The following is a 23716-nucleotide window of genomic DNA, read 5'->3' on the forward strand; positions in this document are numbered from 1 at the left end:
GTCAAGCCCGCATTTCAGGTGATGCTTTTGCTCCACTTAGCAACGATGGCGCGCGCCTCCGGCCAGTCGCCCAGGCCCGATTCAGCATTGATATGGCCGCGCGCACCCAGATCGATGGGCTGGGCGCCCCATACGTCAGCCTGTTGGCGGCTCCACGGGGCATCGCTGAAGGGGTCATTAGTGCTGAAGATGAGCGTGGCCGGAAACGGCAGGCGCTGCTGTGGCACCGGGCGAAAATCGGCCAGTTCCAGCGGCGCGTCACCACGATCAAGCTGCGGCGGGGCGACCAGCAACGCCCCGCGCACGCGCACCGTGCGGGCAGAGGCGGCGGCCCAATGCGCCGTCAGTACGCAACCCAGACTGTGCGCGACCAGCACGACGTCGCCCGGCGCGGCGCTCACGGCGGCTTCCAACGCCTCCACCCAATCGGCGCGTTTTGGGGTGAACCACTCGCGCTGCTCCACACGGCGATCCCCATGCAGGCGCTCCCAGCGCGATTGCCAGTGCTCGGGGCCGGAGTTCTGCCAGCCGGGCAGGATCAGGACGGTCGGGGCAGTGCTCACATGGTCTCCAGCAGAGGGTTGAGGTGGGGTTGAACACGCCACATTCTGCCGGGATTTTCCGGGCGGCGCCTGCGCCACTCATCGACAAGTCCGCACAATCGATCCAAATATTCTGTTTCACAGGCAGATCGCCAGCTTTTACAGTCGCCGTAAATCCCGCCAACAGGGATTCCGAATCCAAAAAACTCGGAGGAGACCATGCTCGCACTGCTCGGGCTGCTGACCATCGTTGCGCTGTTTGTCGTCATCCTGACGAAGCGCATGTCGCCACTGGTCGCGCTCATCGCCATTCCAGTCATCGCCGCGCTTGTGGGCGGCTTCGGGCTCAATACCAGCAAGTTCATCATCGGCGGCATCAAGGACGTCGCGCCCGTCGCGGGGATGTTCATCTTCGCCATCCTGTACTTCGGCATCGTCACCGACGCCGGCATGCTGGACCCGATCATCGACCGCATCCTGCGCACCGTGGGCAGCCGCCCGCCGCGCATCGTGGTGGGCTCGGCGCTGCTGGCGCTGCTGATTCACCTGGACGGCTCGGGCGCGGTGGCGTTCCTGATCACCATCCCGGCCATGCTGCCGCTGTACGACCGGCTCGGCATGGACCGCCGCATCCTGGCGTGTGTGACGTCGATGGCCTGCGGCGTGAACTTCCTGCCGTGGACCGGGCCAATGATCCGCGCATCCGCATCCCTGCACATGCCCGTGACAGACATCTTCAACCCGCTGATCCCGGTGCAGATTGCCGGGCTCGTTTTCGTGTTTGCGTGCGCATGGCTGCTGGGCAAGCGTGAAGAAAAACGCCTGGGCCTCACCAACCACGCTGGTGGCGCGCAAGTCGTCGCGCGCCCGCTGTCGGATGCGGAACAAGCGCTGCGCCGCCCGCGCAATTTCTGGATCAACCTCATCCTCACCGTGGTGGTGATGGGCGTGATGGTGAGCGGAAAGGTCGACCCGGTGGTGATGTTCATGCTGGGCGTGGTGGCCGCGCTGCTCATCAACTACCCGAACGTCGATCAGCAACGCCAACGCGTGGACGCCCACGCCAAGGCCGCCTTGATGATGGCGAGTATTCTGCTGGCCGCGGGCGTGTTCACCGGCATCATGAGCAAGTCCGGCATGCTCACGGCAATGGCCAAGACGGCGGTCGATTTCATTCCGCCCGGCATGGCCCACCACATTCCGGTGGTGCTGGGCGTGCTGTCGATGCCGCTGTCGCTGCTGTTCGATCCGGATTCGTTCTACTTCGGTGTGCTGCCCGTTGTGGCGGAAGCGTCGAAGATGCTGGGGGTTGCGCCGGTGCATGTGGCGCAGGCCGCCGTGCTCGGCCAGATGACTACCGGTTTCCCGGTCAGCCCGCTCACCCCCGCAACCTTCCTCGTGGTGGGCCTGTGCGGCATCGAGCTGGCCGACCACCAGAAATTCTCGATCCCCTTCCTGTTCGGTGCCTCGCTGCTGATGACCGCAGTGGCCGTGGTGCTGGGCGTGCTTCCGTGGTGATGGCATGAAACGCAAACAACACCTGCGCATCGGCGGCGGCGCCGGTTATTCCGGCGACCGCATCGAACCGGCGCTGGAACTCGCAGAGCACGGCAACATCGACGTGCTGATGTTCGAATGCCTGGCCGAGCGCACCATCGCGCTCGCGCAGCAGGTGCGCCGCAAAGACCCATCGCACGGCTACGACCCGCTGCTCGAAGCACGCATGCGTGCCGTGCTGCCGGCCTGCGCGGCGCGCGGCATCCGCATCGTCACCAACATGGGCGCGGCCAACCCGCAGGCGGCGGCCGAACGCACACGCGACATCGCCCGCGAACTTGGGCTCAAACTGCGCGTGGCGGCCGTCACCGGGGACGATGTGCTCGATCTGCTGCAGGCGCGCGGCAACGACTTCACGCTGATCGACGGTGGCGCGCCGGTGGCATCGCTCGGCGCGCGCATGGTGTCGGCCAATGCGTATCTGGGCGCGCAGGGCATTGTCGATGCGCTGGCGCAAGGCGCGGATGTCGTCATCACCGGGCGCGTGGCCGATCCGGCGCTGGCGCTCGGGCCGCTCGTCCACGCGTTTGGATGGCGCATGGATGACTGGCATCGCCTGGGCTGCGGCACGCTGGCCGGGCACCTGCTCGAATGCGCGGGCCAGATCACGGGCGGCTACTTTGCCGACCCCGGCATCAAGAACGTGCCCAACCTCGCGCGCCTGGGCTTCCCCATCGGTGAGGTGGGCGAAGACGGCTCGGTGCTCATCACCAAGGTGGCCACAGCCGGTGGCCTCGTCACCGAGGCGACGTGCAAGGAGCAGTTGCTGTACGAGATCCACGACCCGGCACGCTACCTCACGCCCGACGTGGTGGCCGATTTCTCCAACGTGCGCATGCGCACAGACGGCACCGACCGCGTCGTCATCGAAGGCGCAACCGGCACGCCACGCACGGGCCAGTTGAAGGTTTCGATCGGCTATCTCGACAGCTACATCGGCGAAGGCCAGATCAGCTACGCCGGCCCGAATGCCGTGGCGCGCGGCAGGCTGGCGCTCGACGTCGTGCGCGAACGGCTGGCGCTGACCGGCGTGCAGATGACGGAGACGCGCTTCGAGCTGATCGGCGTGGATGCACTGCACGGCCCTGCCCTCTCCCACACCGATGCCGAGCCATACGAAGTGCGCGTGCGCGTGGCCGCCCGCACCGAGTCGATGGCCGAGGCCATCCGCATCGGCAACGAAGTCGAGACGCTGCTGACCTGCGGCCCTTCCGGCGGCGGCGGCGCGACAAAGAGCGCGCGCGAGATCATCGCCGTGGCATCGACGTTGATTCCCGCTGAACTTGCACCGCACCGCGTGCAGATTCTGGAGACCTGACATGACACGCATCCTCCGTGACCTCGCCCACACCCGCGCTGGCGACAAGGGCGACATCTCGTGCCTGTCCGTCATCGCGCATCGCGCAGAAGACTTTGCCGTGCTGGAACAGCACGTGACGGCCGAGCGCGTGCGAGCGCATTTTTCTGAACTGGTGCACGGCGAAGTCCAGCGCTACACGCTGCCGCAACTGAGCGCGCTGAACTTCGTGCTGCACGGCGCGCTGGCTGGCGGCGTGACGCGCTCGCTGGCGCTGGACGCGCACGGCAAGTCGCTGTCGAGCGCGCTGCTCACGCTGGAAATTCCGGGCTAAGCTGGCGCATCACGCCCCGGCTTTCGCCATGAACCTTTCCGTCAAGCAGCTCCGTGCATTTGCCGCGCTGCGCGAGCACAAGAACTTCACGCAGGCGGCGCAGACCTGCCATCTGTCGCAGTCGGCCTTCAGCGCGCTGATCCAGAACCTGGAAGCCGATGCCGGCGTGCGCCTGTTCGACCGCAACACACGCCATGTCGAACTCACGCCCGAGGGCGAGGCCTTTGCCGAATCCGCCCTGCGCCTGCTGGCCGATTTCGAGGCCACCTTTGCGGAACTGCGCGACCGCGCCGCCGCGCGCACGGGTCGCGTGACGGTGGCCGCGCTGCCGTCGATTGCGGCGGGCATCCTGCCAAGCGTGCTGGCGGCGTACTCCACGCAACACCCGGGCATCCAGCTTGCGCTGCACGACCAGTTGTCGGACCCATGCATCGACATGGTCCGGCGCGGTGCAGCGGATTTCGCTATTGCGGCCATGGGCGCCGACATGGCGGGGCTGACCGCGCAGCCGTTCTGCACAGATGACTTCCACCTCGTCTGCCATCGTGACCACGCGCTGGCGCGCAAGCCGGCGCTGGCCGTAGGCGACCTCGTCGACACGCCGTTCATCCACCTCGCGCGCAACACGAGCATCCGGCAATACCTGGATGCGGCGCTGCACCCGACCAAGCTGCGCAGCGGCATGGAAGTGGAACACCTGGCTACGGCGGCCGCGCTGGTGGCGGCCAACCTGGGCATCACTGTCATTCCCGCGCTGGCGCTGTTCCAGTTTCGCCTGCCTGAATTGGTGGTGCGCCCGCTGCCCTTGCCAGGGCTCGTGCGTACGCTGTATGTCATCCGACGCGACGGGCGCAGCCTGTCGGTGGCGGCGCAAGGGCTGCTCGACTTGCTGCTCGCGCACCCAGCGCGCACGACGGCGCCCGTTTGATGCGGCGCAACCCGGGCACATCCGGGTGCAGCATCGCCCACCTGCGCTGCTACAGTGAGGCATTCCCATTCCGATTCTGCGGAGCGCCCCCATGCATCAACGCATTCTTGCCGCTTTCGACGGCACTCATGAAGCCCACTTGGCGGTAGAGGAAGCCGCCGCCCTTGCCCGCGCATTCAACGGCCGGGTCCGGGTTGTGTGGGCGATCGGATCGCCGGCCATGCCGGAGTCGCGCGAAATCTACAGCGTCGACAAGTTGCGCGACGAGGCCCACCGCACGGCCAGCGCTTCGCTGGTCGAATTGCAGCGCCTGTTCGACGCTGACGGCACCGCTGCTGAAACTGGCGTGCTGATGCTCGACTCCACCGACGACGACATCGGCCTCGCGCTCGAACACGAGGCCGAGCGGTGGCAGGCCGACACCATCGTGGTGGGCTCGCACGGCAAGCACGGGCTCGCGCGCCTTCTGCTGGGCAGTGTGGCCGAGCGCACGGCGCGCCTGTCGCACCGCACCGTCATCGTGGTGCGTGCACCGCACCCCCAGAACGCTGCCGGCTGACACCGGCTGAAGTCGAAGGGCCTCACTATGCAACTTGTTGCATAGAGAAAGTTGGCTGTGCTATGTTGCGTCCCACGTTGATGCAATCCGTTGCACTTTCTGCTCAGGAGCCAGCATGCCGCAGCCGATTCCCCAGACATTGAACGCCCCCGCGCAAGCCACGCTCGAGGCGTGGCACGCCATGCTCGACAGCGGCAACATGGACGATCTCGACCGGCTGTTCGCCGACGAAGTGGTCTTCCGCTCGCCCGTGGCGCACACGCCCTACCCTGGGCGCACGGCGACCACGCTGGTGCTGCGCACCGTCAACACCGTCTTTGAAGACTTCAAATACCACCGCAGCTTCGCCACCGACGATGGCGCCAGTGTGGTGCTGGAATTCAGCGCCAACGTGAGCGGCAAGGCACTCAAGGGCATCGACATGGTGCGCTTCAACGCTGAAGGCAAGATCGTCGAGTTCGAAGTCATGGTCCGTCCGGCCACCGGCTTGCAGGCGCTCGGAGCAGCCATGGGCGCCAAACTGGGCGACAAGCTCGCACTGCTCAAGGCTGAAGCCTGAGACCCGCTCGCCCCCTTTCCCTCATTCCATAACGATTCCAACGGAGACTGCCATGTCGCTGCCCCCGATCCTGCAAAACCGCCTGTCCGTGCCCGTGGTGGGCTCGCCGCTGTTCATCATCTCCAACCCCGACCTTGTGATCGCCCAGTGCAAGGCGGGCGTGGTCGGCTCCTTCCCGGCGCTCAATGCGCGACCGGCAGAGCTGCTGGAGACCTGGCTGCAGCGCATTACCACGGAGCTGGCCGAATACGATGCGCAGCACCCCGACAAGCCGTCGGCACCGTTTGCCGTCAACCAGATCGTGCACAAGTCGAACGACCGCCTGGAGCACGACCTGGAGCTGTGCGTGAAGTACAAGGTGCCCATCGTCATCACCTCGCTGGGCGCGCGTGAAGACGTGAACCAGGCGGTGCACAGCTACGGCGGCATCGTGCTCCACGACGTCATCAACAATAAATTTGCCAAGAAGGCGATCGAGAAAGGCGCGGATGGCTTGATCGCGGTGGCGGCGGGCGCGGGCGGCCATGCGGGCACGACCTCGCCGTTTGCGCTGATCCACGAAATTCGCGAATGGTTTGACGGCCCGCTGCTGCTGTCAGGCGCCATCGCCAACGGCAATGCGATCCTCGCAGCATTGGCAGCGGGTGCGGACCTGGCCTACGTCGGATCCGCATTCATCGCCACCGAAGAAGCCAACGCCATCGAGGGCTACAAGCAAGCCATCGTGGAATCCACCGCCAGCGACATCGTCTACACGAACCTGTTCACGGGCGTGCACGGCAACTACCTGCGCAAGAGCATCGTGGGCGCCGGCCTGGACCCGGACGCGCTGCCGGAATCGGACCCGAGCAAGATGAACTTTGGCTCCGGCGGCGGTGCCAAGGCCAAGGCGTGGAAGGACATCTGGGGCGCCGGCCAGGGCGTGGGTGCGGTCAAGCGCGTGGTGCCGGCAGCGGAACTCGTCAAGCGCTTTGCCGAGGAGTTCGAGGTGGCACGCCGTCGCCTGAACCACATCGAAGCGCTGCGCGCCCCGGCAGGCGATAAGGCAACCGCCTAAATCGTCAGGCCGTCGTCACCGAGGCTGGCTCCAGCAACGGCAGCACATCGCCTGCCCACGCGAGCCAGCCTTCTTCATAGACGATGCCGCGCTGGAGCACCGCGTGCTGCAGCCGCTGCGCACGCGTGAGGTTTGCACCGGAAAAATCGCGCTGCTCGATCTCGCGAAAGGTGTTCAGGCGCATGCGGTGTTGCTCGATCAGGCGCTGCATCTCGTCAGCAAAACCCAACGGGCCGATCACCGCCTCGGCACGCAGCTTCACCAGCACTTCTTCCCGGTTGTCCGACGACACGGTCGGCTCCAACACCCAGCGCGCAAGTTCGTCACGCCCCGGCGGCAGGACCGTGTAGGTCTTCTTGCGGCCGTCTTCCTCTTCTTCCACGCTTACCCAGCCGGCCTCGGCCATGCGGCCAAGCTCGCGGTAAATCTGCTGGTGCGTGGCACTCCAGAAATAACCCATGGATTTGTCAAAGCGGCGGGCGAGTTCATAGCCGGACGAGGGCTTTTCGAGCAGGGACGTAAGCAGCGCGTGTTGGATGGACATGAGCGAAGATTTGACACAAGTCTTTGTTTTTGCGAGAAAAATCAGCGATTTTCGCCGGAATTTTCACACCGAAAACGAGACCTTGCAAGGCAATAGAATCAATGACTGGGGATAGCGTTTTGAACACCCTTACATTCCCATCGCTGCAATGGCTTGACTAACTCCAACGCGCCTTACGAGTTAAGTTGAACAAATTGCATATCAGTTTCTGTAGTGCTGACGTCTGCCAACGCATCGCGCGTCTTGTAGCTCGGTCAATTGACGTCGATCTCCATTCGTCGACGGCCCGTTCCACGGCAGGATTCCTGGCACACGTTGCACGTTCTCCGACTCCACTGGGCGTCTGCAGTAGCCATTGGGCTGAGAATCCGCGCTCAGCCAAGCGAGTGCGCGCGCAGCGGCCTTTTCGAGCCCCTCGATCCCGCCAGCCTGAGCTCGCCCTCCCAGGGCTGTGCGCAGATGTCGAGAATATGGTCACCCGCGAGAGTCTTAGCATAGAGGCTGTCCCGAATCACTTGTCCGATCGCCAAGCGACAAAAGTTTTCAACGCTGCGCGTAGAAGCGGATTGCATATCTGACGCGCTCGCCAGCACCCTGAAGGACCGTCTTCCTTCACCTACGAAACTGGTGAACTGCACACAGTTTGGTTGCCCATCGCAGATAAAGCCCACAGTAATGGAATACGGCATGCCTTCTGCCACTCCGGGGAGTGTGCAGAGAAAGCTCGTCTTGTTAGACGCTTGCGTCATATTGTTTCCTGGCTGGTCATGCGAGCAACACGCCTCGCCAAAGCAATATCAAAAAGCACGGCTACAGAAACATGTCGCGCCCGATACAGCGACGCCACCGACTCGCCCGGCACCAGATCATTGATGACTTCTTCGCCAAACTTCAGCGCTCCCCGCTTCGCCGTACCGACGTTCTCCCAAGCGGCAAGCGTCACGCAGAAAACGCGTGAGTGCTCTGTTCCAGGCTGATGAGCTTCGCGGCAGATCATCACGGACGCGTTGAATGTGTGGTCGGGGCACTTTCGCGGCCATGACTGGACGGCTTCGGTTCTGTGCACAAATGGATACGGGTCGAAACCTTTGTACGTGGCTGACGGGCTTGCATCCATCGCTCGAACTGATGGTGGGCGCGATCGATTCCCGGTAACGCGCCAACAGCGACTGTGAATGGCCATCTTGCTGAGTGGACCGGGCAGCTACGAATCCCCCCAAATGATCGACGGCAATGACAAGCGGCCGATCACTCAGGTCCGTCTGGACCTGCATGCCCAGACGCGCCCGTAGTACGCGGTCAAGCATGCATTAGAGCTGACAAAGATCTTGCCGAGCCGCGTGCAGCAGCTGATTCATGACATCGTGCGTGAATGCAATCGTGAACGTCCTCACTCGCCAGATGCGGCCGCCAAATTCTGGTACCTGCCAGTTTGCCGCCAGCACACTCGGACCGGAATTCCAGGTCCGTACATCCTGCCCGGTAATTTCATCGAGCACCGGCTTGGTAAACACGACAAGGTTGAGCATCACGGATCTCCACAACTGACATCGCGAGTCGGAGCATCAACAGGCAAGCGTCCGTGTGCGGAACTGGCGAGGATGACAGCGTGCAGGACTTGATCCAGCGCAGGAAGCGTCATCAAGCGCTTTAATCGCAAGTGCGGATAGAAATGCTCTTATATAAACGGATGCAAGAACCGGCGCGCTGTGGTCGGCGACTCACTGTACTCCCATAATTGCACGGCGATATCACTATTTTTCAAAGTACCGCACAACATGTTGTGCGCTCTCCGTGGCGGGGCGAGTCAAACCGAAAGGCGAAGAGGAGCGACAGAACCCGTCGGGCGTGTCGGCCAAGGTCATCCTCCATGCCCCCCGAGGTAGGCTGCATATCGGACGAGGGGAGAAGATGGGAAAACCACGACACCTGCGACGAACCTCAACCGTGCGATTGCTTGATCCCCATCAATGCAAAAACCTCCCTGGAAGCTAGCTTTTTTATGTCCCCCTTTCTTGAAGAGGGCCCAATACAGGAGTGAGCATGATGACCGATCTCGAACTGCGCCAAGATGTGGAGAGACAACTCGCGTGGGATCCGCAAGTTGACCACAGTAAGATCGCGGTGTTTGCGAAGAACGGTGTGGTAACACTCACTGGTGAAGTGCCAACGTACTTCGATAAATGGCAAGCAATCAAGGATGTCAAGCGCATCTTGGGCGTCACGGGGATTGCAGAGAATCTGGACGTGACTCTTAGCGGTGCGACCCTCGATGACACCGATCTGGCGGAAATGGCATTGAACTCACTCAGATGGCACGTTGCCGTTCCCAAAGACAAGATCAGGCCGATCGTCAGCAATGGCTGGATCACTCTGGAAGGGACAGTGCAATGGCACTATCAGAAGGACGCCGCTGCCGACGCTGTTCGATACCTGCCTGGGGTCAAAGGTGTAAGAGACTCTATCGTGGTTGAAAACCATTCAGACGCACAAGATGTTAGCGACAGGATTGCCGAGTCGCTGGCGCACAACGCACGTATCGATGCCGGCCATATCTCTGTGAGAGTGCATAATCATATTGCGACGCTCGAGGGGACTGTCCGATCCATGGCCGAACGAGACGAAGCGGAGGCGGCAGCCTGGTCTGCGCCGAGCGTGAACGCGGTCGAAAACCACCTATCAGTGCGTTACGATGGATGAGTGCCAATACCATAGCCTCGCCAGGCGCGTAAGGTAACTGCCCCCAAATGCCAAGGCAACCTTCGTGACCAGGGGGCTATGGCGCACAATTCATTGATTGACTCGATGAATCGCGGCACGTATAAAAAGTTAGGCAGGGTCTTCGAGTTGCTATCGAACGAATCGTATTCGGCCTTTGCACGCCGATCATCATTCTAAGTTTGCCCTTGATCATCAAGCCCGCCGGATGCCCCGTCCTGTGGAGATTTCGGGAGTGCAAACATGGAAGTCGGTGTCGATAAGTTGTTGCACCCCGGCAACGAGTCCGGCTTCACGCTTTCCCCTTCACGTACGCGCTTACGTGCCACTGGGGCTGCAATGCGCTCGGCAAGCATGCCGATGGGCCTTTCGACGACTGCGGACCTTGCGTGCATCGATTCAGTCACCTCATCGATGCGGATAGTCAAGAAGGGCTCTGCACTCTACCGAGAGAACGATCCGTTCGGCAGCATCTACGCGATCCATGCAGGGACATTCAAGACGGCCGTTATGCTCGTCAGCGGCTTCCCGCATGTTACGGGGTTTCATCTCGTTGGGGACACGCTTGGTCTTGATGGCGTTTTCGCTGACCATCACAGATGTGAGGCGGTCGCGATTGAAGACAGCTGTGTTCGCATTATTCCCTTCAAGCTTTTAGAACACCTGTCCAGTGAGGTGAGGACGATTCGGCAACTTGTGCATCGGGCGATGAGCAGCGAAATCGTGCGGGAATCCAGGCTGCTGCTGCTTCTCGGCACGATGTCGGTTGATCAACGTCTTGCGGCGTTCCTACTCGACATGTCAGGCCGCTTTGAGGCTCGTGGTTATTCACCGGTTGAGTTCAATCTGCAGATGAGTCGGGGGGAGATTGGCTCCTATCTCGGCGTGACGCTAGAGACAACCAGCCGGGCGTTTTCGAAGCTTCAATCGAGCGGGATTGTCTCGATGCAGGGCAAGAGAATTTATATTCTCGATTTCGCCAGCCTCAACCGCGTGTAGGAGGGTGAGATGCAGACATGGGCAATTCAGCAGTGCCGAGGTTGTTCGATCCGGCGGCATCAGCAAGCGAGGCAACAGCTACTTGCGCATGCTTCTGATCCAGGGTGCGCGTGCACTGATGATCCACATGAAGCGTGAGCGATCTCACATGGGGCAATGGCTTCAGGAAGCCGAGAAGCGTAGCCATCCACATGTCGCGCTGATTGCTCTGGCGAACAAGATCGCCCGCATTTGCTGGAAGGTGCTCGTCAGCGGTGAACCGTACCGACCGTTTCCGAATGCACCGATGACAGCCTGAGCACCATCGAACCTCCGAAGGAAGCAACACTGTCTTGTTTTTGCGAGCCGCGATTGTTGATGACAGAACCGTTGACCGGCGCACCTTAAGCCTGGCTAAAAAAGCAGTCCCTCGTGACTGAACGCTTTATGAGGCAAGGCGCGCGCGGATTCCATCAAGGCCAGGGACCATCGTTCCCAAGCGTAGGCCGGATACATTGACGCAAAACGTGCTTCTGACGTCGGCAAAGACAGCTTGCAAAATCGGGGCAGACCACACATTTTTTAGAATGTCGCGCTCCATCTTCAGGCGCGCCACTTCCGCTCGCAAGCGGGCCAGCTCCATCTGCTCAGGGCTCACCGGCTTCGTATCCACGCCAGTCAGCCGCCCCTCCCGCTCAGCCTTGACCCAGTTGAATATCGTCTGGTCCGCCACGCCTAGCGTGGCGCACACCGCCGCCATGCTTTGCCCAGCCTTAACCAGCCGCACCGCTTCGAGCTTGAATTCGAGCGTGTACCGCGCACGCTTTGCCTTGCTTGTCATTGCTTCTCTCCTTGCTTGAATTTATCGACTCAGCAAGGGATTCGTTTCGCGGGGGCAAGGTCAAACCATGCTTCCTGCACAGCTCCTTGACCGCCACGCTGGCCTCGGTTTCCTTCAGGAACCCGATGATTTGCTCTTCCGTAAACCTCTCCTTCATGTCCGTCCTCCTCTTCGAAAACGGACTCTATTAGCTTCCTGGTGGACCGGTTTATTGGGGGCAGGTCAGCGGAGGAATCATAGCCAACGGGCTGATGCCGGGATTCTGATTCCTTGGCCCCGTCGCCCTGGGCGCTGCCGAGCCATCGCGCCAGTCTGATTGAACGCAAAGCAAAGGTACGAAGCGTTCCCCCCATCACACTGGAGTGGATATTGCGTTCTCCTTGGCTAGACCGCCTCAACAAGACGGCTGAGTCGGCTCAACGAATGCCATATAAAGGGTGCAAACAGGCGCCGGATGTTAGATAACTTGAGCAAGCGCCAGTGGTGAAAAGCCACTGGAAGCACTGTGAGCCTCGCCACCGGGTAGATATCCCTCATGAGCAGCCTTCTGGATTGGATCGAAAAACACCCCGCCTTGGCTGCGTGGGTCCAGGCAGCGGCAATCATTGTTGCGATTGCGGGAACGTGGCTGGCAGGCTGGTTGCTTCAGCGCAGCGAACGGCGCACGGAGAGGCGCACGGTGGCCAACGCGGTGAGCGAAATTGCCATGGCAGCAGAGGCGCTGGTACGAACCGTTATGAGCGAGCTACCCGACAAGCAGGCCGTGAGTGCGATCGCTGCAGGAGAGAAGCCTTTCGACATTCGCGCAATCGATGAGCTGGAGGCCGCGATCGCGGCCATTCAACTGCACAACCTCAGTACCCCAGAACTGGTGCGCGATGTCATTGCGTTGCTCGCCAGCATCCGTCAGTTCAGAGAGCAACTGGCCAATGCAATTGCCACGCATCACCGTATGGACGCCACGCATTTCAGCGAGTTCTTCGACACCCTGGAGAAAGTCCAAGCGGCAATCACCAAAACCAGTCACAGCATCGCGGCACACGTGAGCCAGATCTAGTCAACCGGGGCTCGCCGTGCCATCACTCCGACGGGGAGGATCGTCATGCTCGGATTTGACCCACGCACCGGAAGAATCGTCTGGACCGTTTTTCTCTTTGCGCTGGCAGTATTGATCATCTGCAAGATCGCGTCCGTGCTGCTGGTCACGGTATTTGCCGTCTTCTTCAGCTACCTGCTGTACCCGCTGATCGAAAAAGTGGAACGGCGCATGCCGAGACAGGTGCCGCGCAGCGTATCGATCGGTATCGTGTTCATCCTCGTCGTGGTGGTGGCCATCGTGGCTGGCTCGGTGTTTGGCGTGACGGTGCAGGAGGAAGCGGGACGGCTTGCCGATCAACTCCCGAAGCTGCTCGATACCAGCACCATGGCAGATCGCCTTACCCTGCCGAGCTTCCTGGAGCCGCTGCGCGCGCGCATTCTGGAATTCATCCGCGAGCAGCTCTCGACAAGCTCGAACCAGGCCATGCCGCTGGTTCGCAATATCGGCCTGGGTGTCATGCGCGCAGCCAGCAATCTCGTCTATCTTGTGCTCATCCCCATCATGAGTTTTCTGATGATCAATGAAGCGCCCTCGATCCACGCCGCGCTGCTTTCATGGATACAGTCCTCGGACAAGCGCCTGTGGGGAAACATCATCGACGATCTGGACACGCTCCTGTCGCGCTACGTGCGTGCACTGTTGCTCTTGTCGCTTGCCACGCTGGTTTTTTACAGCATCGCCTTTTACCTGCTGAGCGTGCCATATCCGCTGTTGCTGGCAACCACCGCCTCGGTGTTGGAGTTCATTCCGTTTGCCGGGCCATTGGCCGCCGTGGTGGCGATCGTCACCGTCGCCGTGTTCAGCGGGTATCCGCACTTGTTCTGGCTGATCGGATTCATCGTGGTCTACCGCCTATTCCAGGACTACGTGCTGAATCCCTACCTGATGAGCGAAGGAGTCAAGGTCAGTCCGCTCCTCATCATTGTGGGGTTGCTTGCAGGCGAGCAGTTGGGCGGCGTTGCGGGCATTTTCCTGTCGGTGCCCGTCATCGCCGCGCTCAAGATTGTGCTGTCGCGCGCTTGGGCGGCACATTGCCTGGGCCACGAGGCGCACTGATGCGCAGCCGCCACCATGCTCAGCAGCCCGGGGAAATGACGGCCCGGATACCACACCACCACTGGAAAGGAGGCGGCCATGAAAGCTCTACCGAATCCGAAGCTAAACCGTCTGCTATCCGTGCTGCCGCCAGCGGAATGGGCGAGAATCGCGCCGGAGCTTGTTTGGGTCGACATGCCGCTCGGGCACGTCGTTTATGAATCGGGCGACCGCCCCGAATACGTCTACTTTCCCGTCACGTCCATCGTGTCCCTGCTCTATGTCATGGAGGACGGCTCATCGGGCGAGATCGCGATCGTCGGCAACGAGGGCATGGTGGGCATCGCCATCTTCATGGGCGGTGAAACCACCCCCAGCCGTGCCGTGGTTCAGAGTGCGGGCGGCACTTACCGCCTCAGTGCCCGCGCTCTCAAGCAGGAGTTTGCCCGCGCCGGCGCCATGCAGCGCCTGTTGTTGCGCTATACCCAGGCACTCATTACACAGATGGCCCAGACCGCTGTCTGCAATCGGCACCACTCGATCGACCAGCAACTGTGTCGCTGGCTCCTCCTGAGCCTGGACCGCTTGCCCTCCAACGAGCTGCGCATGACCCAGGAGCTGATCGCCAACATGCTGGGGGTGCGCAGGTCCGGTGTCACCGAAGCCGCGCTGAAGCTGCAGACCGCCGGGTTGATCCGTTATAGCCACGGAACCATCGAAGTCCTGGATCGCCCCGGCCTCGAGCGTCGCGTCTGCGAATGCTATGCCGTAGTCAAGCGCGAGTTTGATCGCCTGCTTCCAGACCTCGAGGCGCTCTGACCTTCCTCCCATCCCCCCGGTGTGGCGCCCGCATTCGGCGGGTCGGCATGTCAGCGATGGGCGCGACGTTCGCTCAAGGCTTCGGCTGCTTCTTGAGCGCTTCCTTGGCGTCGCCATACGCGGCCTGCGACTTCCCGGCAATCTGTTCGACCTTTCCTTTCGCTGCCGTGGCGTCCTTTCCGGTGACCTTGCCAACGGCTTCAGTCAACTTGCCCTTCGCTTCCTCAAGACGGCCCTTCACTTGATCCTTGTTCATGACAATGCTCCTACGCTTTCGGCGCTCAGTTGGTCGTGGGGGATGTCGTGCCTTGACGCGCCGCGCTCGGACCATTTCCTTACCCGGCGATGCGCATACCAAGACAAGACCTTGCCCAACGAAAGCGCATGATTTCTCCGCAGACGCAGTGCCGTCTGTACGGTAGTGAACTAACGCGAGGGGGACGGTGCAATCGCCCACGCAAATTCGCTGAACCGCGTCGCAAGCTGCGATGTACCGGATCCGCCCGAGCATAGCGAACCGCCATCCCTGACGCTTCTCACCCCGCCCCGCTTCTCCGCACGCTGTCGTACCGTAGCGCACTCCGCATTGACGTACGCTGAAGATAGCTCGTCCACGATGGAGGCAGAGATGCGAAAAGAGCATCTCCCAGCAATGACGGCGATGGCTTTTGCCGCAGTCTTCGGACTCATGACTCCCGACTGTACAACGGCCGGAACGGCTGACTCGGTCGCCCATCAAGCCGACAAGCGACACTCGATCAATACAGCCGCCGACTCGACGCTTGCACGTCTCCATACCACGGCCAGCGGGTCTCGCGAACTGGTCGGCAAGGCCCGTGGCGTATTGGTGTTTCCATCGGTCATTGCCGCCGGATTTAGCATGGGCGGCCAGTATGGTGAGGAGGCATTGCGCGTGGGCGGAGGAACGTCTGGGTACTACAGCACGACAACGGCATCGATTGGATTGCAGATTGGCGCCCAATCGAAAGCAATCATTTTCCTCTTCTTGACACAGGAGGCTCTCGACCGACTTCGCAATAGCGAAGGGTAGTCCGCGGGCGGTGACGCATCGGTTGCCGTCCTGAAAATGTGTGCCAACGACAACATCGACAGTTCGACCACGACGGGACCAATTGAGGCATTCGTTCTCACAAACAGTGGGTTGATGGCACGCGTGACGCTCGAGGGCACGAAAGTCACCAAACTCAAATCTCTGTAGTGCAACCCCAAGGAGGCCGTCATGCGCGCCATTATCTATACGGTGTTGGGGATATGTATTACCTCGTTGGCCGGTTGCCTCTGGGTTCCTGACGACGGCTACAACGACGGCCCGCAGGGTGGCTATGAACGTGACCACCGCGGCGGTTACGAAGGTAATCGCCACGGCGGCTACGAGGATGCCCACGGTGATAGAGGAGACCGTGATCATCGTTAGCGAAGCCGTTATTTGCAGCTCCCGCTGACCAGGGGGCGATCGCCGCTTTGCGCCCCGCGCGAGACATGCATTTGACATGCCAGTGCGTACGCTACCGGACCGTTTTCAGACCGGCACTACTCTATTCTTCGAGATGATGAGAGACGCTTAATTCGCTCGGGCAACACCCAGGAAACTTCGCGCGTCAACCTCATGATGAAACAACCGTGGGGCGCTTTTTGCCTGGCTCGGGCACACGGAGTAGGGGGGAATCTACAAAACAAGGAGGACATCATGTCTCTCGGACTCGTACTTCTCATTGTCTTAGCCGTTTTGTTGGTTGGGGCATTCCCAAGGTGGTCCTACAGTAACGGGTGGGGCTACGCGCCAAGCGGTGCGCTCGGCGTGGTTCTGCTCATCGTTCTCGTACTCTTGCTCATGGGCCGACTTTAAAGCCCATGATGCGACCCGCCCTAAGGCCCTAAAGCACAGGCGGTGGCACACCAGAAGAATGAGGACAACGTGATGTTCGATCAAACCATTCTCCAATTCCCAGAAGGGGAGCGCGATGCATTTCGCGAGGTGTGCCTGCGCAACGGCCTCGCGCCAGACGGATTTGAGGTGTCCTCCACCGAACACTTCTCGTGCGACTCCCCTTCCGAGGCGCTGGACCGTAGCGTCATCGTTCGGATGGGCAAGACCATGCGGGAATACGACGGTGCCCATGGCCCTGAATGGACAGTCGATTTTGAAGACGACATCCGGTCACACGTCTTCGGATAAAGACATTACGCAGACATTTCGAGCGGCCGTCTTCAGAAACCTGGTCTGGTCTCTCATCCTTTGCACTGCCACTTGCTGACGAGGCGCCATATGAATCCCATCACCGCATTCATCGTTGTCCTTCTCCTGGTTGTGGGGGGCGCTGCCGGCATGTTCATATCGGTTCTGCTGGCGCCCGTGTTTGTGATTGCTGCGATCCTCGTCGCATCGACACTCAAGATGGCAAACGCCTGGCAGAAGTTCGTCATCCTGCGCGCAGGCAAGCTGCAAAGCGTGAAAGGGCCCGGGCTGTTCGTGATCTTGCCGATCGTAGACAGTGTTACCGCGGTGATTGACGAGCGCATCCAAACCACCGGATTCAATGCCGAGCAAGCATTGACGAAAGACACCGTGCCGGTCAATGTCGACGCGATCATCTTCTGGCACGTTCACGATGCGCAGAAGGCCGCGCTGGCCATTACCGACTACCGCGAGGCGATCGACCGCGTCGCTCAGACGTCGTTACGTGAAATGATTGGCGCCTCGATGCTGTCGGCACTGCTATCCGAACGGAAAGCGGCAGACGAGCAACTGCGCGCCGAGATCGGCAAGAAGACTGCAGCATGGGGCGTGACCGTATCGTCAGTCGAAGTGCGCGACGTGGCCATCCCCGTGGCGCTGCAGGACGCAATGTCCCGGCAGGCACAGGCCGAACGCGAGAAACAGGCCCGCGTCATCCTGGGTTCTGCGGAAGCGGCCATCGCCGCCAAGTTCGTCGAGGCTGCGGGCATGTACGAAGACCATCCGCAAGCGCTGCAACTGCGTGCCATGAACATCATCTACGAGACCACCAAAGAGCGTGGCGCCACGATCCTGATGCCGACTTCAATGGTCGACAGCATGAATCCCGTTGCGGTTGCCTTTGGGGTTTCCGGCAGCACGGAGCAGACCAGCGCTGTCCTGCCACTCAAGACGGCTGCGGCTGCGGCCGCCGCTTAAGCCATACGCCTTCGATTCATGAGAACGGGTTGGAAAGCGGCATGCCCCATTAGTGTGGGCATGCCGCTTCGCCTTCCCTGTCCGCAATCATTTCCCAACCTGATTGCCAACGACGCCACCGACGACTGCGCCGCCCACTGTCCCTACTGCACTACCGCCTGTCAAGACAGCGCCTGCCACACCACCGACACCGACGCCGATTGCAGTGTCCGTACCTCGCCGGGACATCCCGGCACACCCACCCGCGAGCGTCACGACCACCAGCATCGCGCCGCACAGTCGTGTTATCCGATTGCTGCGCATTTTGTGCACCTCCGCCCCGATCGCAAACCACCGCGTGCTGTTGCGGAGAACGCAAAACCAGGACTTGAATTTTCTGTACGGACCACAAGCGGCGTACAGCCCATCGGGGCATCCCTGCGTCAGCACGTGAGCGTGACTGTCGCGCGGACGTCCCGACAAGCAGGATCCTCGCTCGCGTGACGTGTGTCGGTACGGTGGCAGACGCAGTCGTCACCTGCCCAGGTGCGCAACCGCTGAGGTCAAGCGGCGGACCGACTGCGTGATTCACCGTACATACGGGCCGAGATCTGTACGGTACCGAGCCGACGACGTTTCGCCCCGACCTTACGCTGCAGTCTCCAATAACAGTGAATCGGCACTTTCCGACATACCGAGGTAACCGCAACGAGGATATCTATGATCAGTTCGCTCGACCTCCCAAACGGAACGCTTGAAATCCGCACACTGCAGCGTAGTGACCGGCGATGGTTTTCAGAGTATCGCTTCACGTCCAGTGAAGGAGGCGGCACCGACTGGGAAGCGGCTGCCATCCCGGAGGGATTCGTTTCCTCCGGCCTGGCATTCAGCGCCGGGATACTCCTGGGGCAACAATGCGCGGAGCTCGCCTTGTGAAGGAGACAAGGCGGTGCCATCCGAGGGGACTACGCCGCCGCACCGTTGCATGACGTCAACATCGGCATGCAGGCACCCTGCCTGCGTGCCGATACCTACAGCAGAAACATCGCCATGGCGGCAGCACCCATGATTGCCGTAGCAGACCAACCCAAGACGATCAATGTCCGGCTTGCGGTATAGGGACCCATCACCGCGGGCTTCGACACGAGCAGGATAATGACCGCCATCAGCGGGACCGCCACCACACCATTGATGACCGCGCTCCAGAAAAGCGCCTTCATCGGTCGGATCGGCGAGTACTGGATTGCCAGCCCTGCGAGTACGCTCAAGGCGATGATGCTGTAGAAGCCACGGGCGTCGCTCACCTTGCGCTCCAGCCCTTCCTTCCAGCCCATCGCTTCGGAGAGGGCATAGGCGCCTGAGCCTGCGAGCACAGGCACACCGATCAGCCCCACCCCCAGGATCCCGACGGTGAACAGCACGTACGCAAAGTCTCCTGCAAGCGGTCGCAATGCACTGGCCGCCTGCGCCGCGGTCGTGATGTCGGTCACGCCAGAAACATGCAAGGTCACGCCTGTAGCCAGGATGATGAAATAGGCGGTCGCATTGGAGTAAAGCATGCCGCTCCAGGTGTCCCAGCGAATGCGACGGAGCTCGGTGCGGGCCTTGGCTCCATCGGCTTTCAACGACGGGCGCGTACGCATATCTTCAACCTCTTCGGAGGCCTGCCAAAAGAAGAGGTAGGGGCTGATGGTGGTACCGAACACGGCAACCACCATGGACGCGGCACTGGCATCGAGCCTGACAGTGGGCCACACCGTGTGCAGCGCCACGCGGCTCCACGGCACGTGTACGGTAAACAAGACTGCGGCATACGCCAGCAAAGACGCTGTCAGCCACTTTAGAAAGAATACGTATCGGTGGTAAGGAACGAATATCTGCAGTGCCAGGGTGCCGAACACCACCAACGCCGTCATGACATGACGGTCGGTCCCGGAAACGAGTTCAGCGACCTCGCCCATCGCCGCAACGTCAGCGGCAATATTCAGCGTATTGGCGATCAGCAACAGCAACACGACGACGCGCAACACAATCGGCGGGAAGACGTCCTTGATATTGGCCGCAAGTCCCTTCCCCGTGACGCGTCCCATGTTTGCGCACATGGACTGCATGGCCGCCATCAACGGAAACGTGAGCGGCATCGTCCACAGCATCTCCAGGCCAAACTGTGCCCCCGCCTGCGAATAGGTCGCGATTCCGCTCGGATCGTCGTCGGCTACGCCCGTGATCAGCCCGGGCCCGACATGGGACAACGGATGTGCATTCAAGCGCGCCCGCAAAGCGCGATACAGATTGGGCCGGGCCTCTCCGTTGCCGTCCATTTTTGCTTCCTCTCGTCCACCAGCGCTGGGCTGGAGTTGATCGTCGCGATGTTCTGGTACCGGATCCTGGGGCGGCTTGCGTCTTGCTCATGTATCAGCGTATGGGGGTTTCCCCAGACAAGCGGAGGTGATGCGCAGCATCGCCGGACTGTGGTCTTGCTTCCGACATTGTCTGCGATATGGCGCTTGGAACGCGCATCTAATCCCACTATTCTTTACTAGGAACGGGCGCGCGCTCTGGACGCCACCGCTTCTCTACCGAGAGACAACATGGGCGCTTACGACAAGCTTGATGCCGCACTGAATGCCTTCGAAAAGCGCAAAGCCGAGGACAAGGAAGAGGCTGCAGACAAGCAGAGTGCAGCGGAAACATTCCGGGCCGAGTTTGCGGCGTTCCGGACGAAGACAGTGCATCCTGTGTTTGAGGATATCGGCGCACACCTGCAAAAACGCGGCCACGGCTTCAAGGTCGAGATGACCGCCCTCAGCGCGACGCTCCATGTGTTTCCCGACGCCAAAGAACAGCCGGCATCTCTTTCGGAACGGGCCGCCCAATACCCGAAGATCACCCTGATCGGCGACGCACTGGACCAGAAGATTCACGCGCACATGGTCGTTTCCAACCATAGTGGTATGGTATCCAGCTCGGAAACAACCTTTGATCTGCGGGAGCTTGCCGCGAACACTCTGCGTGACCTGGTCGTGGAATGCCTTGCCAAGTCCTTTGCAGGGTGACGCCCGTTGCAGCCCCCCCTCGGTCAACTTCTGCTTCGCGTGGCACGCTGCAAGAGCGATCGGCTCCACCCTCAAATCCCCGAACCTCACCCACCGCGGGTCAAGCTCGACACGCAGACGCTGAAGCTTCACGCTTTGAGAGTCGCGTCCGACGCTCTGACTATCGATTTCGACGAGCCAGGTATCAAACGTCACGGGCGGACCATCGAGTCGCACCGACAACGCTTCGCACTTCACGCTTGCAGAGTCGACGCTTCACTGTCCGAGGGTCTCGCCTCAGCCTTGGACATTCGAACGCCATAGTTCGAGGCTCGCATTCCGCTGCTGGAAAGTTGAGCGCTACGCCTCAACCGTGAAGATCACTGCCCGCACAAGGTTGCGGTCGCGGCTGCCGGTTCAGGGCAGCAGTCAGCGGCAGAAAGATCCTGGAGCTTTCCATGAAACGCATTGCGTCTGTCGCGCATGGCCCCACCCTTGGAGCACGATCACGACACACCAGAGACGTCATCAATGACACGTACGATCGACTACCGTGGTTACCAGATCCACATGGAACTCGTGGGCCGATCCAAGGACATGTTCGACTTGTGGTTTTCCATCGAGGGCCCGACGCAGCCTGTGGGCGTCGCGGCCATCGGTAAGCGCATCAAGGTTCACGGTGGGCCTTTCTCACGGCGCTGGGCGCACCTCGTTGGCGAGCTAGCAGGACGGGCGGCGATCGACGTCATCCTTGGCGTACAGGAAGAGGAGCCGTCCACTGACGAGTGGTGAGCCCGAGCCACGCCGTTACCAGGTGCTGATGCCTTGCGCGGTGTCCACCGGCATGCTGAACCCCGGCGCAATGCTCGCCACGGCCTCGATCTGCACCAGCGGTCTCGATGGCGTCACGTTGCCGAAGACCATGGCGATGGGAATATCGGCTGCGTCGCGCCCCGTCCCGATCCGCAAGAGCTCCATGGGCACCGCGGCGTTGGACGGATCGACGAGGTACCAGCGCTGCCCCACGAACACCTCCACGAACGCGTGGTAGTCTGCCGGCCCCAAGCCGGGGTCGGCACCGTAGTCGAGGCTGCTGCAAAAGCGCGCGGGAATGCTCAGCGCGCGGCACAAGGCAATCATGAGGTGCGCATAGTCGCGGCACACACCCTTGCGTTCATGCATGGACGCCCCCGGTTTGCCAAGCTCTCAATTGCGATGGTGTGAAGGTAAAGATTGCAGCCATGCATCCGGACTTCATGTCCGGCGTGGCCGGCGGTCCCTGATGGAATTTGCTGGTCAAGATCTCGTCAATTTTGCGTGCTCTTCTGCACACAGGCTCAAGCAGATTTTCTTGACCACAGTCTTACCTGTCTTGCCATCACGTCATGATCGCCTGAGCAATCTGATGAAGGTTCCTGCTGCTTGCCTGATGGTGCGGGTCGCTACTATGTCACGCCGTCACCGGTACCGCCATGTAATCGGGCTGGAATTCGCGCCCATGAACCAAGAGTGCCCAGACGATTCGGACATTCCTGTTGGCGAGCGCCACTGCTGCGATGTTCCGATTTCGTCGCTGAAGCACGTTGTACAGCCAGCCAGTCTTCTGTTCTCGACGGGTAGCTGCGTGTATAACCGATCGAGCACCGTGGATCAGCAACGTTCGCAAATAGCTGTCACCTCTCTTGCTTATGCCCAGCAACACATTTTTGCCACCGCTGGAATTTTGCCGGGGCACCAGACCAAGCCAGGCAGCGAGTTGCCGTCCATTTGCGAAGCTTCGAGCATTACCGATGGATGCGACCAGAGCACTCGCCGTGACTGGTCCGATGCCCGGTATGCCAGCAAGCCTGCGGCTAGCTTCGTTCTCTCGATGCCAGACCTGGATCTGCATCTCGAGTTCTCGGACTTGCCGGTCGAGCTCCTTGAGGTGTTCAATCAGGCGCTGGATCAGCAGTCGAAATGATCCCGCCAACTCGTTAGCTGCATCCTCGATGAGTGCCGGGACTCTGCCGGCGATGTGCGTGATTCCCTGTGGAACGACAAGCCCGAACTCACTCAGCAGACCACGGATCTGATTGGCTTGAGCGGTACGCGCCCGCACGAAGCCTTGCCGAACACGATGTAGTGACAGCACCGACTTTTGCTCCATATTCTTTACCGGCAAGAAGCGCATGTTCGGTCGCGCGACGGCCTCGCAGATCGCCTCTGCATCCGCCGCATCGTTCTTGTTCGTCTTCACGTACGGTTTCACGAACTGCGGGGCGATCAGCCGCACCGTATGCCCCATGCTCTGCAGCTTGCGCGCCCAGTAATGGGCGCTACCACACGCCTCCATTCCGATCAGGCACACCGGTAGGTTGGCAAAGAACGCTGCCATCTGATCACGTCTGAGCATCTTCTTCAGTACCACTCGACCATGTTCGTTCACGCCATGAATTGCAAAGACGGTTTTCGCCAGGTCGATGCCGATTGTCGTAATCTTCATGTTGGGCGCTCTCCTCGTTTAAGTGGTCGCATAACACTTCCACTTTGGCACACTGATGCCGGTTCGGGTGGGGGCGTCCATTCCATTAATTCCAGTCGAGCTTGCCGTCAGCCTTCATTGCCCGATGGCCGGCTCGATCGCGCTGCGTCGCCAGATCATCGCGCGCAGGCCGCGC

27 protein-coding genes and 5 pseudogenes are annotated in these 23716 nt (G+C 60.9%); 21 read left to right on the top strand and 11 right to left on the bottom strand.

Annotated elements, in window-relative coordinates:
* Positions 1–14: 14 nt before the first annotated feature.
* Positions 15–563 (bottom strand): RBBP9/YdeN family alpha/beta hydrolase, encoded by a 549-nt coding sequence (locus tag B4F51_RS02570; protein ID WP_296223530.1) that lies wholly within the window; start codon positions 561–563, stop codon positions 15–17.
* A gap of 198 nt (positions 564–761) precedes the next feature.
* Here B4F51_RS02570 and B4F51_RS02575 point away from each other — a divergent pair, with 198 nt between their 5' ends.
* The 7 genes from B4F51_RS02575 (at position 762) to B4F51_RS02605 (ending at position 6833) form a co-directional block, all read left to right on the top strand.
* On the top strand, positions 762–2060 hold the full coding sequence (locus B4F51_RS02575; protein ID WP_296223531.1) for a CitMHS family transporter: 1299 nt from the start codon (positions 762–764) through the stop codon (positions 2058–2060).
* A 4-nt stretch (positions 2061–2064) separates the two neighbouring features.
* On the top strand, positions 2065–3417 hold the full coding sequence (locus B4F51_RS02580; protein WP_296223532.1) for an acyclic terpene utilization AtuA family protein: 1353 nt from the start codon (positions 2065–2067) through the stop codon (positions 3415–3417).
* A gap of 1 nt (position 3418) precedes the next feature.
* Positions 3419–3730, top strand: a complete 312-nt coding sequence (locus B4F51_RS02585; RefSeq protein WP_296223533.1) for an AtuA-related protein — start codon at positions 3419–3421, stop codon at positions 3728–3730.
* A 28-nt stretch (positions 3731–3758) separates the two neighbouring features.
* Positions 3759–4658, top strand: coding sequence for a LysR family transcriptional regulator (locus B4F51_RS02590; protein ID WP_296223534.1), 900 nt, complete (start codon positions 3759–3761; stop codon positions 4656–4658).
* A 91-nt stretch (positions 4659–4749) separates the two neighbouring features.
* Positions 4750–5217, top strand: a complete 468-nt coding sequence (locus B4F51_RS02595) for a universal stress protein (protein ID WP_296223535.1) — start codon at positions 4750–4752, stop codon at positions 5215–5217.
* Between the two features lie 115 nt (positions 5218–5332).
* Positions 5333–5776 carry a nuclear transport factor 2 family protein gene (locus tag B4F51_RS02600; protein WP_296223536.1) on the top strand — a complete coding sequence of 148 codons (444 nt, stop codon included), beginning with the start codon at positions 5333–5335 and terminating at the stop codon, positions 5774–5776.
* A 52-nt stretch (positions 5777–5828) separates the two neighbouring features.
* A complete protein-coding gene (locus B4F51_RS02605; RefSeq protein WP_296223537.1) occupies positions 5829–6833 on the top strand; it encodes an NAD(P)H-dependent flavin oxidoreductase in 1005 nt (334 codons plus the stop codon).
* Between the two features lie 4 nt (positions 6834–6837).
* Here B4F51_RS02605 and B4F51_RS02610 read toward each other — a convergent pair whose 3' ends face one another.
* The 4 genes and pseudogenes from B4F51_RS02610 to B4F51_RS02625 form a co-directional block, all read right to left on the bottom strand.
* On the bottom strand, positions 6838–7377 hold the full coding sequence (locus B4F51_RS02610) for a PadR family transcriptional regulator (RefSeq protein WP_296223538.1): 540 nt from the start codon (positions 7375–7377) through the stop codon (positions 6838–6840).
* A 374-nt stretch (positions 7378–7751) separates the two neighbouring features.
* Positions 7752–8126 (bottom strand): hypothetical protein, encoded by a 375-nt coding sequence (locus B4F51_RS02615; protein ID WP_296223539.1) that lies wholly within the window; start codon positions 8124–8126, stop codon positions 7752–7754.
* Positions 8127–8212: 86 nt separating this feature from the next.
* Positions 8213–8494: pseudogene (locus B4F51_RS02620) on the bottom strand (hypothetical protein); the annotation flags it as partial.
* Between the two features lie 193 nt (positions 8495–8687).
* Complete coding sequence (locus tag B4F51_RS02625; RefSeq protein ID WP_296223540.1) at positions 8688–8906, bottom strand: hypothetical protein; 219 nt, start codon at positions 8904–8906, stop codon at positions 8688–8690.
* A 514-nt stretch (positions 8907–9420) separates the two neighbouring features.
* On the opposite strand from B4F51_RS02625, the gene B4F51_RS02630 reads away from it, so the two are divergent.
* From B4F51_RS02630 to B4F51_RS02640, 3 genes are all read left to right on the top strand, one after another.
* On the top strand, positions 9421–10077 hold the full coding sequence (locus B4F51_RS02630) for a BON domain-containing protein (RefSeq protein ID WP_296223541.1): 657 nt from the start codon (positions 9421–9423) through the stop codon (positions 10075–10077).
* Positions 10078–10338: 261 nt separating this feature from the next.
* Complete coding sequence (locus B4F51_RS02635; protein ID WP_296223542.1) at positions 10339–11094, top strand: helix-turn-helix domain-containing protein; 756 nt, start codon at positions 10339–10341, stop codon at positions 11092–11094.
* A gap of 4 nt (positions 11095–11098) precedes the next feature.
* Positions 11099–11392 carry a transposase gene (locus B4F51_RS02640; RefSeq protein WP_296223543.1) on the top strand — a complete coding sequence of 98 codons (294 nt, stop codon included), beginning with the start codon at positions 11099–11101 and terminating at the stop codon, positions 11390–11392.
* Between the two features lie 261 nt (positions 11393–11653).
* Here the strand turns inward: B4F51_RS02640 and B4F51_RS02645 are convergent.
* Positions 11654–11914, bottom strand: a pseudogene (locus B4F51_RS02645) (transposase); the annotation flags it as partial.
* Between the two features lie 58 nt (positions 11915–11972).
* Positions 11973–12071 (bottom strand): annotated as a pseudogene (locus B4F51_RS02650) (transposase); the annotation flags it as partial.
* 378 nt (positions 12072–12449) lie between these two features.
* Between B4F51_RS02650 and B4F51_RS02655 the strand changes: the two are divergent.
* From B4F51_RS02655 to B4F51_RS02665, 3 genes are all read left to right on the top strand, one after another.
* Positions 12450–12971 (top strand): hypothetical protein, encoded by a 522-nt coding sequence (locus B4F51_RS02655; RefSeq protein ID WP_296223544.1) that lies wholly within the window; start codon positions 12450–12452, stop codon positions 12969–12971.
* A 45-nt stretch (positions 12972–13016) separates the two neighbouring features.
* Positions 13017–14069 (top strand): AI-2E family transporter, encoded by a 1053-nt coding sequence (locus B4F51_RS02660; RefSeq protein WP_296223545.1) that lies wholly within the window; start codon positions 13017–13019, stop codon positions 14067–14069.
* Positions 14070–14147: 78 nt separating this feature from the next.
* Complete coding sequence (locus tag B4F51_RS02665) at positions 14148–14867, top strand: Crp/Fnr family transcriptional regulator (RefSeq protein ID WP_296223546.1); 720 nt, start codon at positions 14148–14150, stop codon at positions 14865–14867.
* 73 nt (positions 14868–14940) lie between these two features.
* Here the strand turns inward: B4F51_RS02665 and B4F51_RS02670 are convergent, their stop codons facing one another.
* Positions 14941–15123 (bottom strand): CsbD family protein, encoded by a 183-nt coding sequence (locus tag B4F51_RS02670; protein WP_296223547.1) that lies wholly within the window; start codon positions 15121–15123, stop codon positions 14941–14943.
* Between the two features lie 372 nt (positions 15124–15495).
* Between B4F51_RS02670 and B4F51_RS02675 the strand changes: the two are divergent.
* The 6 genes and pseudogenes from B4F51_RS02675 to B4F51_RS02700 all read left to right on the top strand — a co-directional run bounded on the left by B4F51_RS02675 (position 15496) and on the right by B4F51_RS02700 (position 18957).
* A pseudogene (locus B4F51_RS02675) lies at positions 15496–16086 on the top strand (BPSL1445 family SYLF domain-containing lipoprotein).
* A 21-nt stretch (positions 16087–16107) separates the two neighbouring features.
* Positions 16108–16302 (top strand): hypothetical protein, encoded by a 195-nt coding sequence (locus B4F51_RS02680; protein ID WP_296223548.1) that lies wholly within the window; start codon positions 16108–16110, stop codon positions 16300–16302.
* Between the two features lie 273 nt (positions 16303–16575).
* Positions 16576–16734, top strand: coding sequence for a DUF3309 family protein (locus B4F51_RS02685; RefSeq protein WP_080693786.1), 159 nt, complete (start codon positions 16576–16578; stop codon positions 16732–16734).
* A 72-nt stretch (positions 16735–16806) separates the two neighbouring features.
* The gene (locus B4F51_RS02690; RefSeq protein ID WP_296223549.1) at positions 16807–17064 is read left to right on the top strand and encodes a hypothetical protein; all 258 of its coding nucleotides are present in this window, start codon (positions 16807–16809) and stop codon (positions 17062–17064) included.
* A gap of 90 nt (positions 17065–17154) precedes the next feature.
* Positions 17155–18042: a slipin family protein gene (locus B4F51_RS02695; RefSeq protein WP_296223550.1), complete on the top strand. Its 888-nt coding sequence runs from the start codon at positions 17155–17157 to the stop codon at positions 18040–18042.
* Positions 18043–18741: 699 nt separating this feature from the next.
* Positions 18742–18957 (top strand): hypothetical protein, encoded by a 216-nt coding sequence (locus tag B4F51_RS02700; protein WP_296223551.1) that lies wholly within the window; start codon positions 18742–18744, stop codon positions 18955–18957.
* 95 nt (positions 18958–19052) lie between these two features.
* Here the strand turns inward: B4F51_RS02700 and B4F51_RS02705 are convergent, their stop codons facing one another.
* On the bottom strand, positions 19053–20342 hold the full coding sequence (locus B4F51_RS02705) for an NRAMP family divalent metal transporter (protein ID WP_296223552.1): 1290 nt from the start codon (positions 20340–20342) through the stop codon (positions 19053–19055).
* Between the two features lie 270 nt (positions 20343–20612).
* On the opposite strand from B4F51_RS02705, the gene B4F51_RS02710 reads away from it, so the two are divergent.
* Complete coding sequence (locus B4F51_RS02710) at positions 20613–21077, top strand: hypothetical protein (RefSeq protein WP_296223553.1); 465 nt, start codon at positions 20613–20615, stop codon at positions 21075–21077.
* A 510-nt stretch (positions 21078–21587) separates the two neighbouring features.
* Entirely contained in the window at positions 21588–21848 is a 261-nt protein-coding gene (locus B4F51_RS02715; RefSeq protein WP_296223554.1) for a hypothetical protein, read from the top strand.
* A 15-nt stretch (positions 21849–21863) separates the two neighbouring features.
* Here B4F51_RS02715 and B4F51_RS02720 read toward each other — a convergent pair.
* Positions 21864–22244 (bottom strand): annotated as a pseudogene (locus B4F51_RS02720) (transglutaminase-like domain-containing protein); the annotation flags it as partial.
* 262 nt (positions 22245–22506) lie between these two features.
* Positions 22507–23541: an IS110 family transposase gene (locus B4F51_RS02725; protein WP_296223555.1), complete on the bottom strand. Its 1035-nt coding sequence runs from the start codon at positions 23539–23541 to the stop codon at positions 22507–22509.
* Positions 23542–23716: the final 175 nt, after the last annotated feature.

The organism is Ralstonia sp. UBA689 (assembly GCF_002298975.1).
In the GTDB taxonomy this organism is placed as follows: Bacteria; Pseudomonadota; Gammaproteobacteria; order Burkholderiales; family Burkholderiaceae; genus Ralstonia.

Coding starts and splice junctions, on each gene's coding strand:
- B4F51_RS02575 (WP_296223531.1), top strand. CDS start 762: ATGCTCGCACTGCTCGGGCTGCTGACCATCGTTGCGCTGTTTGTCGTC.
- B4F51_RS02580 (WP_296223532.1), top strand. CDS start 2,065: ATGAAACGCAAACAACACCTGCGCATCGGCGGCGGCGCCGGTTATTCC.
- B4F51_RS02585 (WP_296223533.1), top strand. CDS start 3,419: ATGACACGCATCCTCCGTGACCTCGCCCACACCCGCGCTGGCGACAAG.
- B4F51_RS02590 (WP_296223534.1), top strand. CDS start 3,759: ATGAACCTTTCCGTCAAGCAGCTCCGTGCATTTGCCGCGCTGCGCGAG.
- B4F51_RS02595 (WP_296223535.1), top strand. CDS start 4,750: ATGCATCAACGCATTCTTGCCGCTTTCGACGGCACTCATGAAGCCCAC.
- B4F51_RS02600 (WP_296223536.1), top strand. CDS start 5,333: ATGCCGCAGCCGATTCCCCAGACATTGAACGCCCCCGCGCAAGCCACG.
- B4F51_RS02605 (WP_296223537.1), top strand. CDS start 5,829: ATGTCGCTGCCCCCGATCCTGCAAAACCGCCTGTCCGTGCCCGTGGTG.
- B4F51_RS02610 (WP_296223538.1), bottom strand. CDS start 7,377: ATGTCCATCCAACACGCGCTGCTTACGTCCCTGCTCGAAAAGCCCTCG.
- B4F51_RS02615 (WP_296223539.1), bottom strand. CDS start 8,126: ATGACGCAAGCGTCTAACAAGACGAGCTTTCTCTGCACACTCCCCGGA.
- B4F51_RS02625 (WP_296223540.1), bottom strand. CDS start 8,906: ATGCTCAACCTTGTCGTGTTTACCAAGCCGGTGCTCGATGAAATTACC.
- B4F51_RS02630 (WP_296223541.1), top strand. CDS start 9,421: ATGATGACCGATCTCGAACTGCGCCAAGATGTGGAGAGACAACTCGCG.
- B4F51_RS02635 (WP_296223542.1), top strand. CDS start 10,339: ATGGAAGTCGGTGTCGATAAGTTGTTGCACCCCGGCAACGAGTCCGGC.
- B4F51_RS02655 (WP_296223544.1), top strand. CDS start 12,450: ATGAGCAGCCTTCTGGATTGGATCGAAAAACACCCCGCCTTGGCTGCG.
- B4F51_RS02660 (WP_296223545.1), top strand. CDS start 13,017: ATGCTCGGATTTGACCCACGCACCGGAAGAATCGTCTGGACCGTTTTT.
- B4F51_RS02665 (WP_296223546.1), top strand. CDS start 14,148: ATGAAAGCTCTACCGAATCCGAAGCTAAACCGTCTGCTATCCGTGCTG.
- B4F51_RS02670 (WP_296223547.1), bottom strand. CDS start 15,123: ATGAACAAGGATCAAGTGAAGGGCCGTCTTGAGGAAGCGAAGGGCAAG.
- B4F51_RS02680 (WP_296223548.1), top strand. CDS start 16,108: ATGCGCGCCATTATCTATACGGTGTTGGGGATATGTATTACCTCGTTG.
- B4F51_RS02685 (WP_080693786.1), top strand. CDS start 16,576: ATGTCTCTCGGACTCGTACTTCTCATTGTCTTAGCCGTTTTGTTGGTT.
- B4F51_RS02690 (WP_296223549.1), top strand. CDS start 16,807: ATGTTCGATCAAACCATTCTCCAATTCCCAGAAGGGGAGCGCGATGCA.
- B4F51_RS02695 (WP_296223550.1), top strand. CDS start 17,155: ATGAATCCCATCACCGCATTCATCGTTGTCCTTCTCCTGGTTGTGGGG.
- B4F51_RS02700 (WP_296223551.1), top strand. CDS start 18,742: ATGATCAGTTCGCTCGACCTCCCAAACGGAACGCTTGAAATCCGCACA.
- B4F51_RS02705 (WP_296223552.1), bottom strand. CDS start 20,342: ATGGACGGCAACGGAGAGGCCCGGCCCAATCTGTATCGCGCTTTGCGG.
- B4F51_RS02710 (WP_296223553.1), top strand. CDS start 20,613: ATGGGCGCTTACGACAAGCTTGATGCCGCACTGAATGCCTTCGAAAAG.
- B4F51_RS02715 (WP_296223554.1), top strand. CDS start 21,588: ATGACACGTACGATCGACTACCGTGGTTACCAGATCCACATGGAACTC.
- B4F51_RS02725 (WP_296223555.1), bottom strand. CDS start 23,541: ATGAAGATTACGACAATCGGCATCGACCTGGCGAAAACCGTCTTTGCA.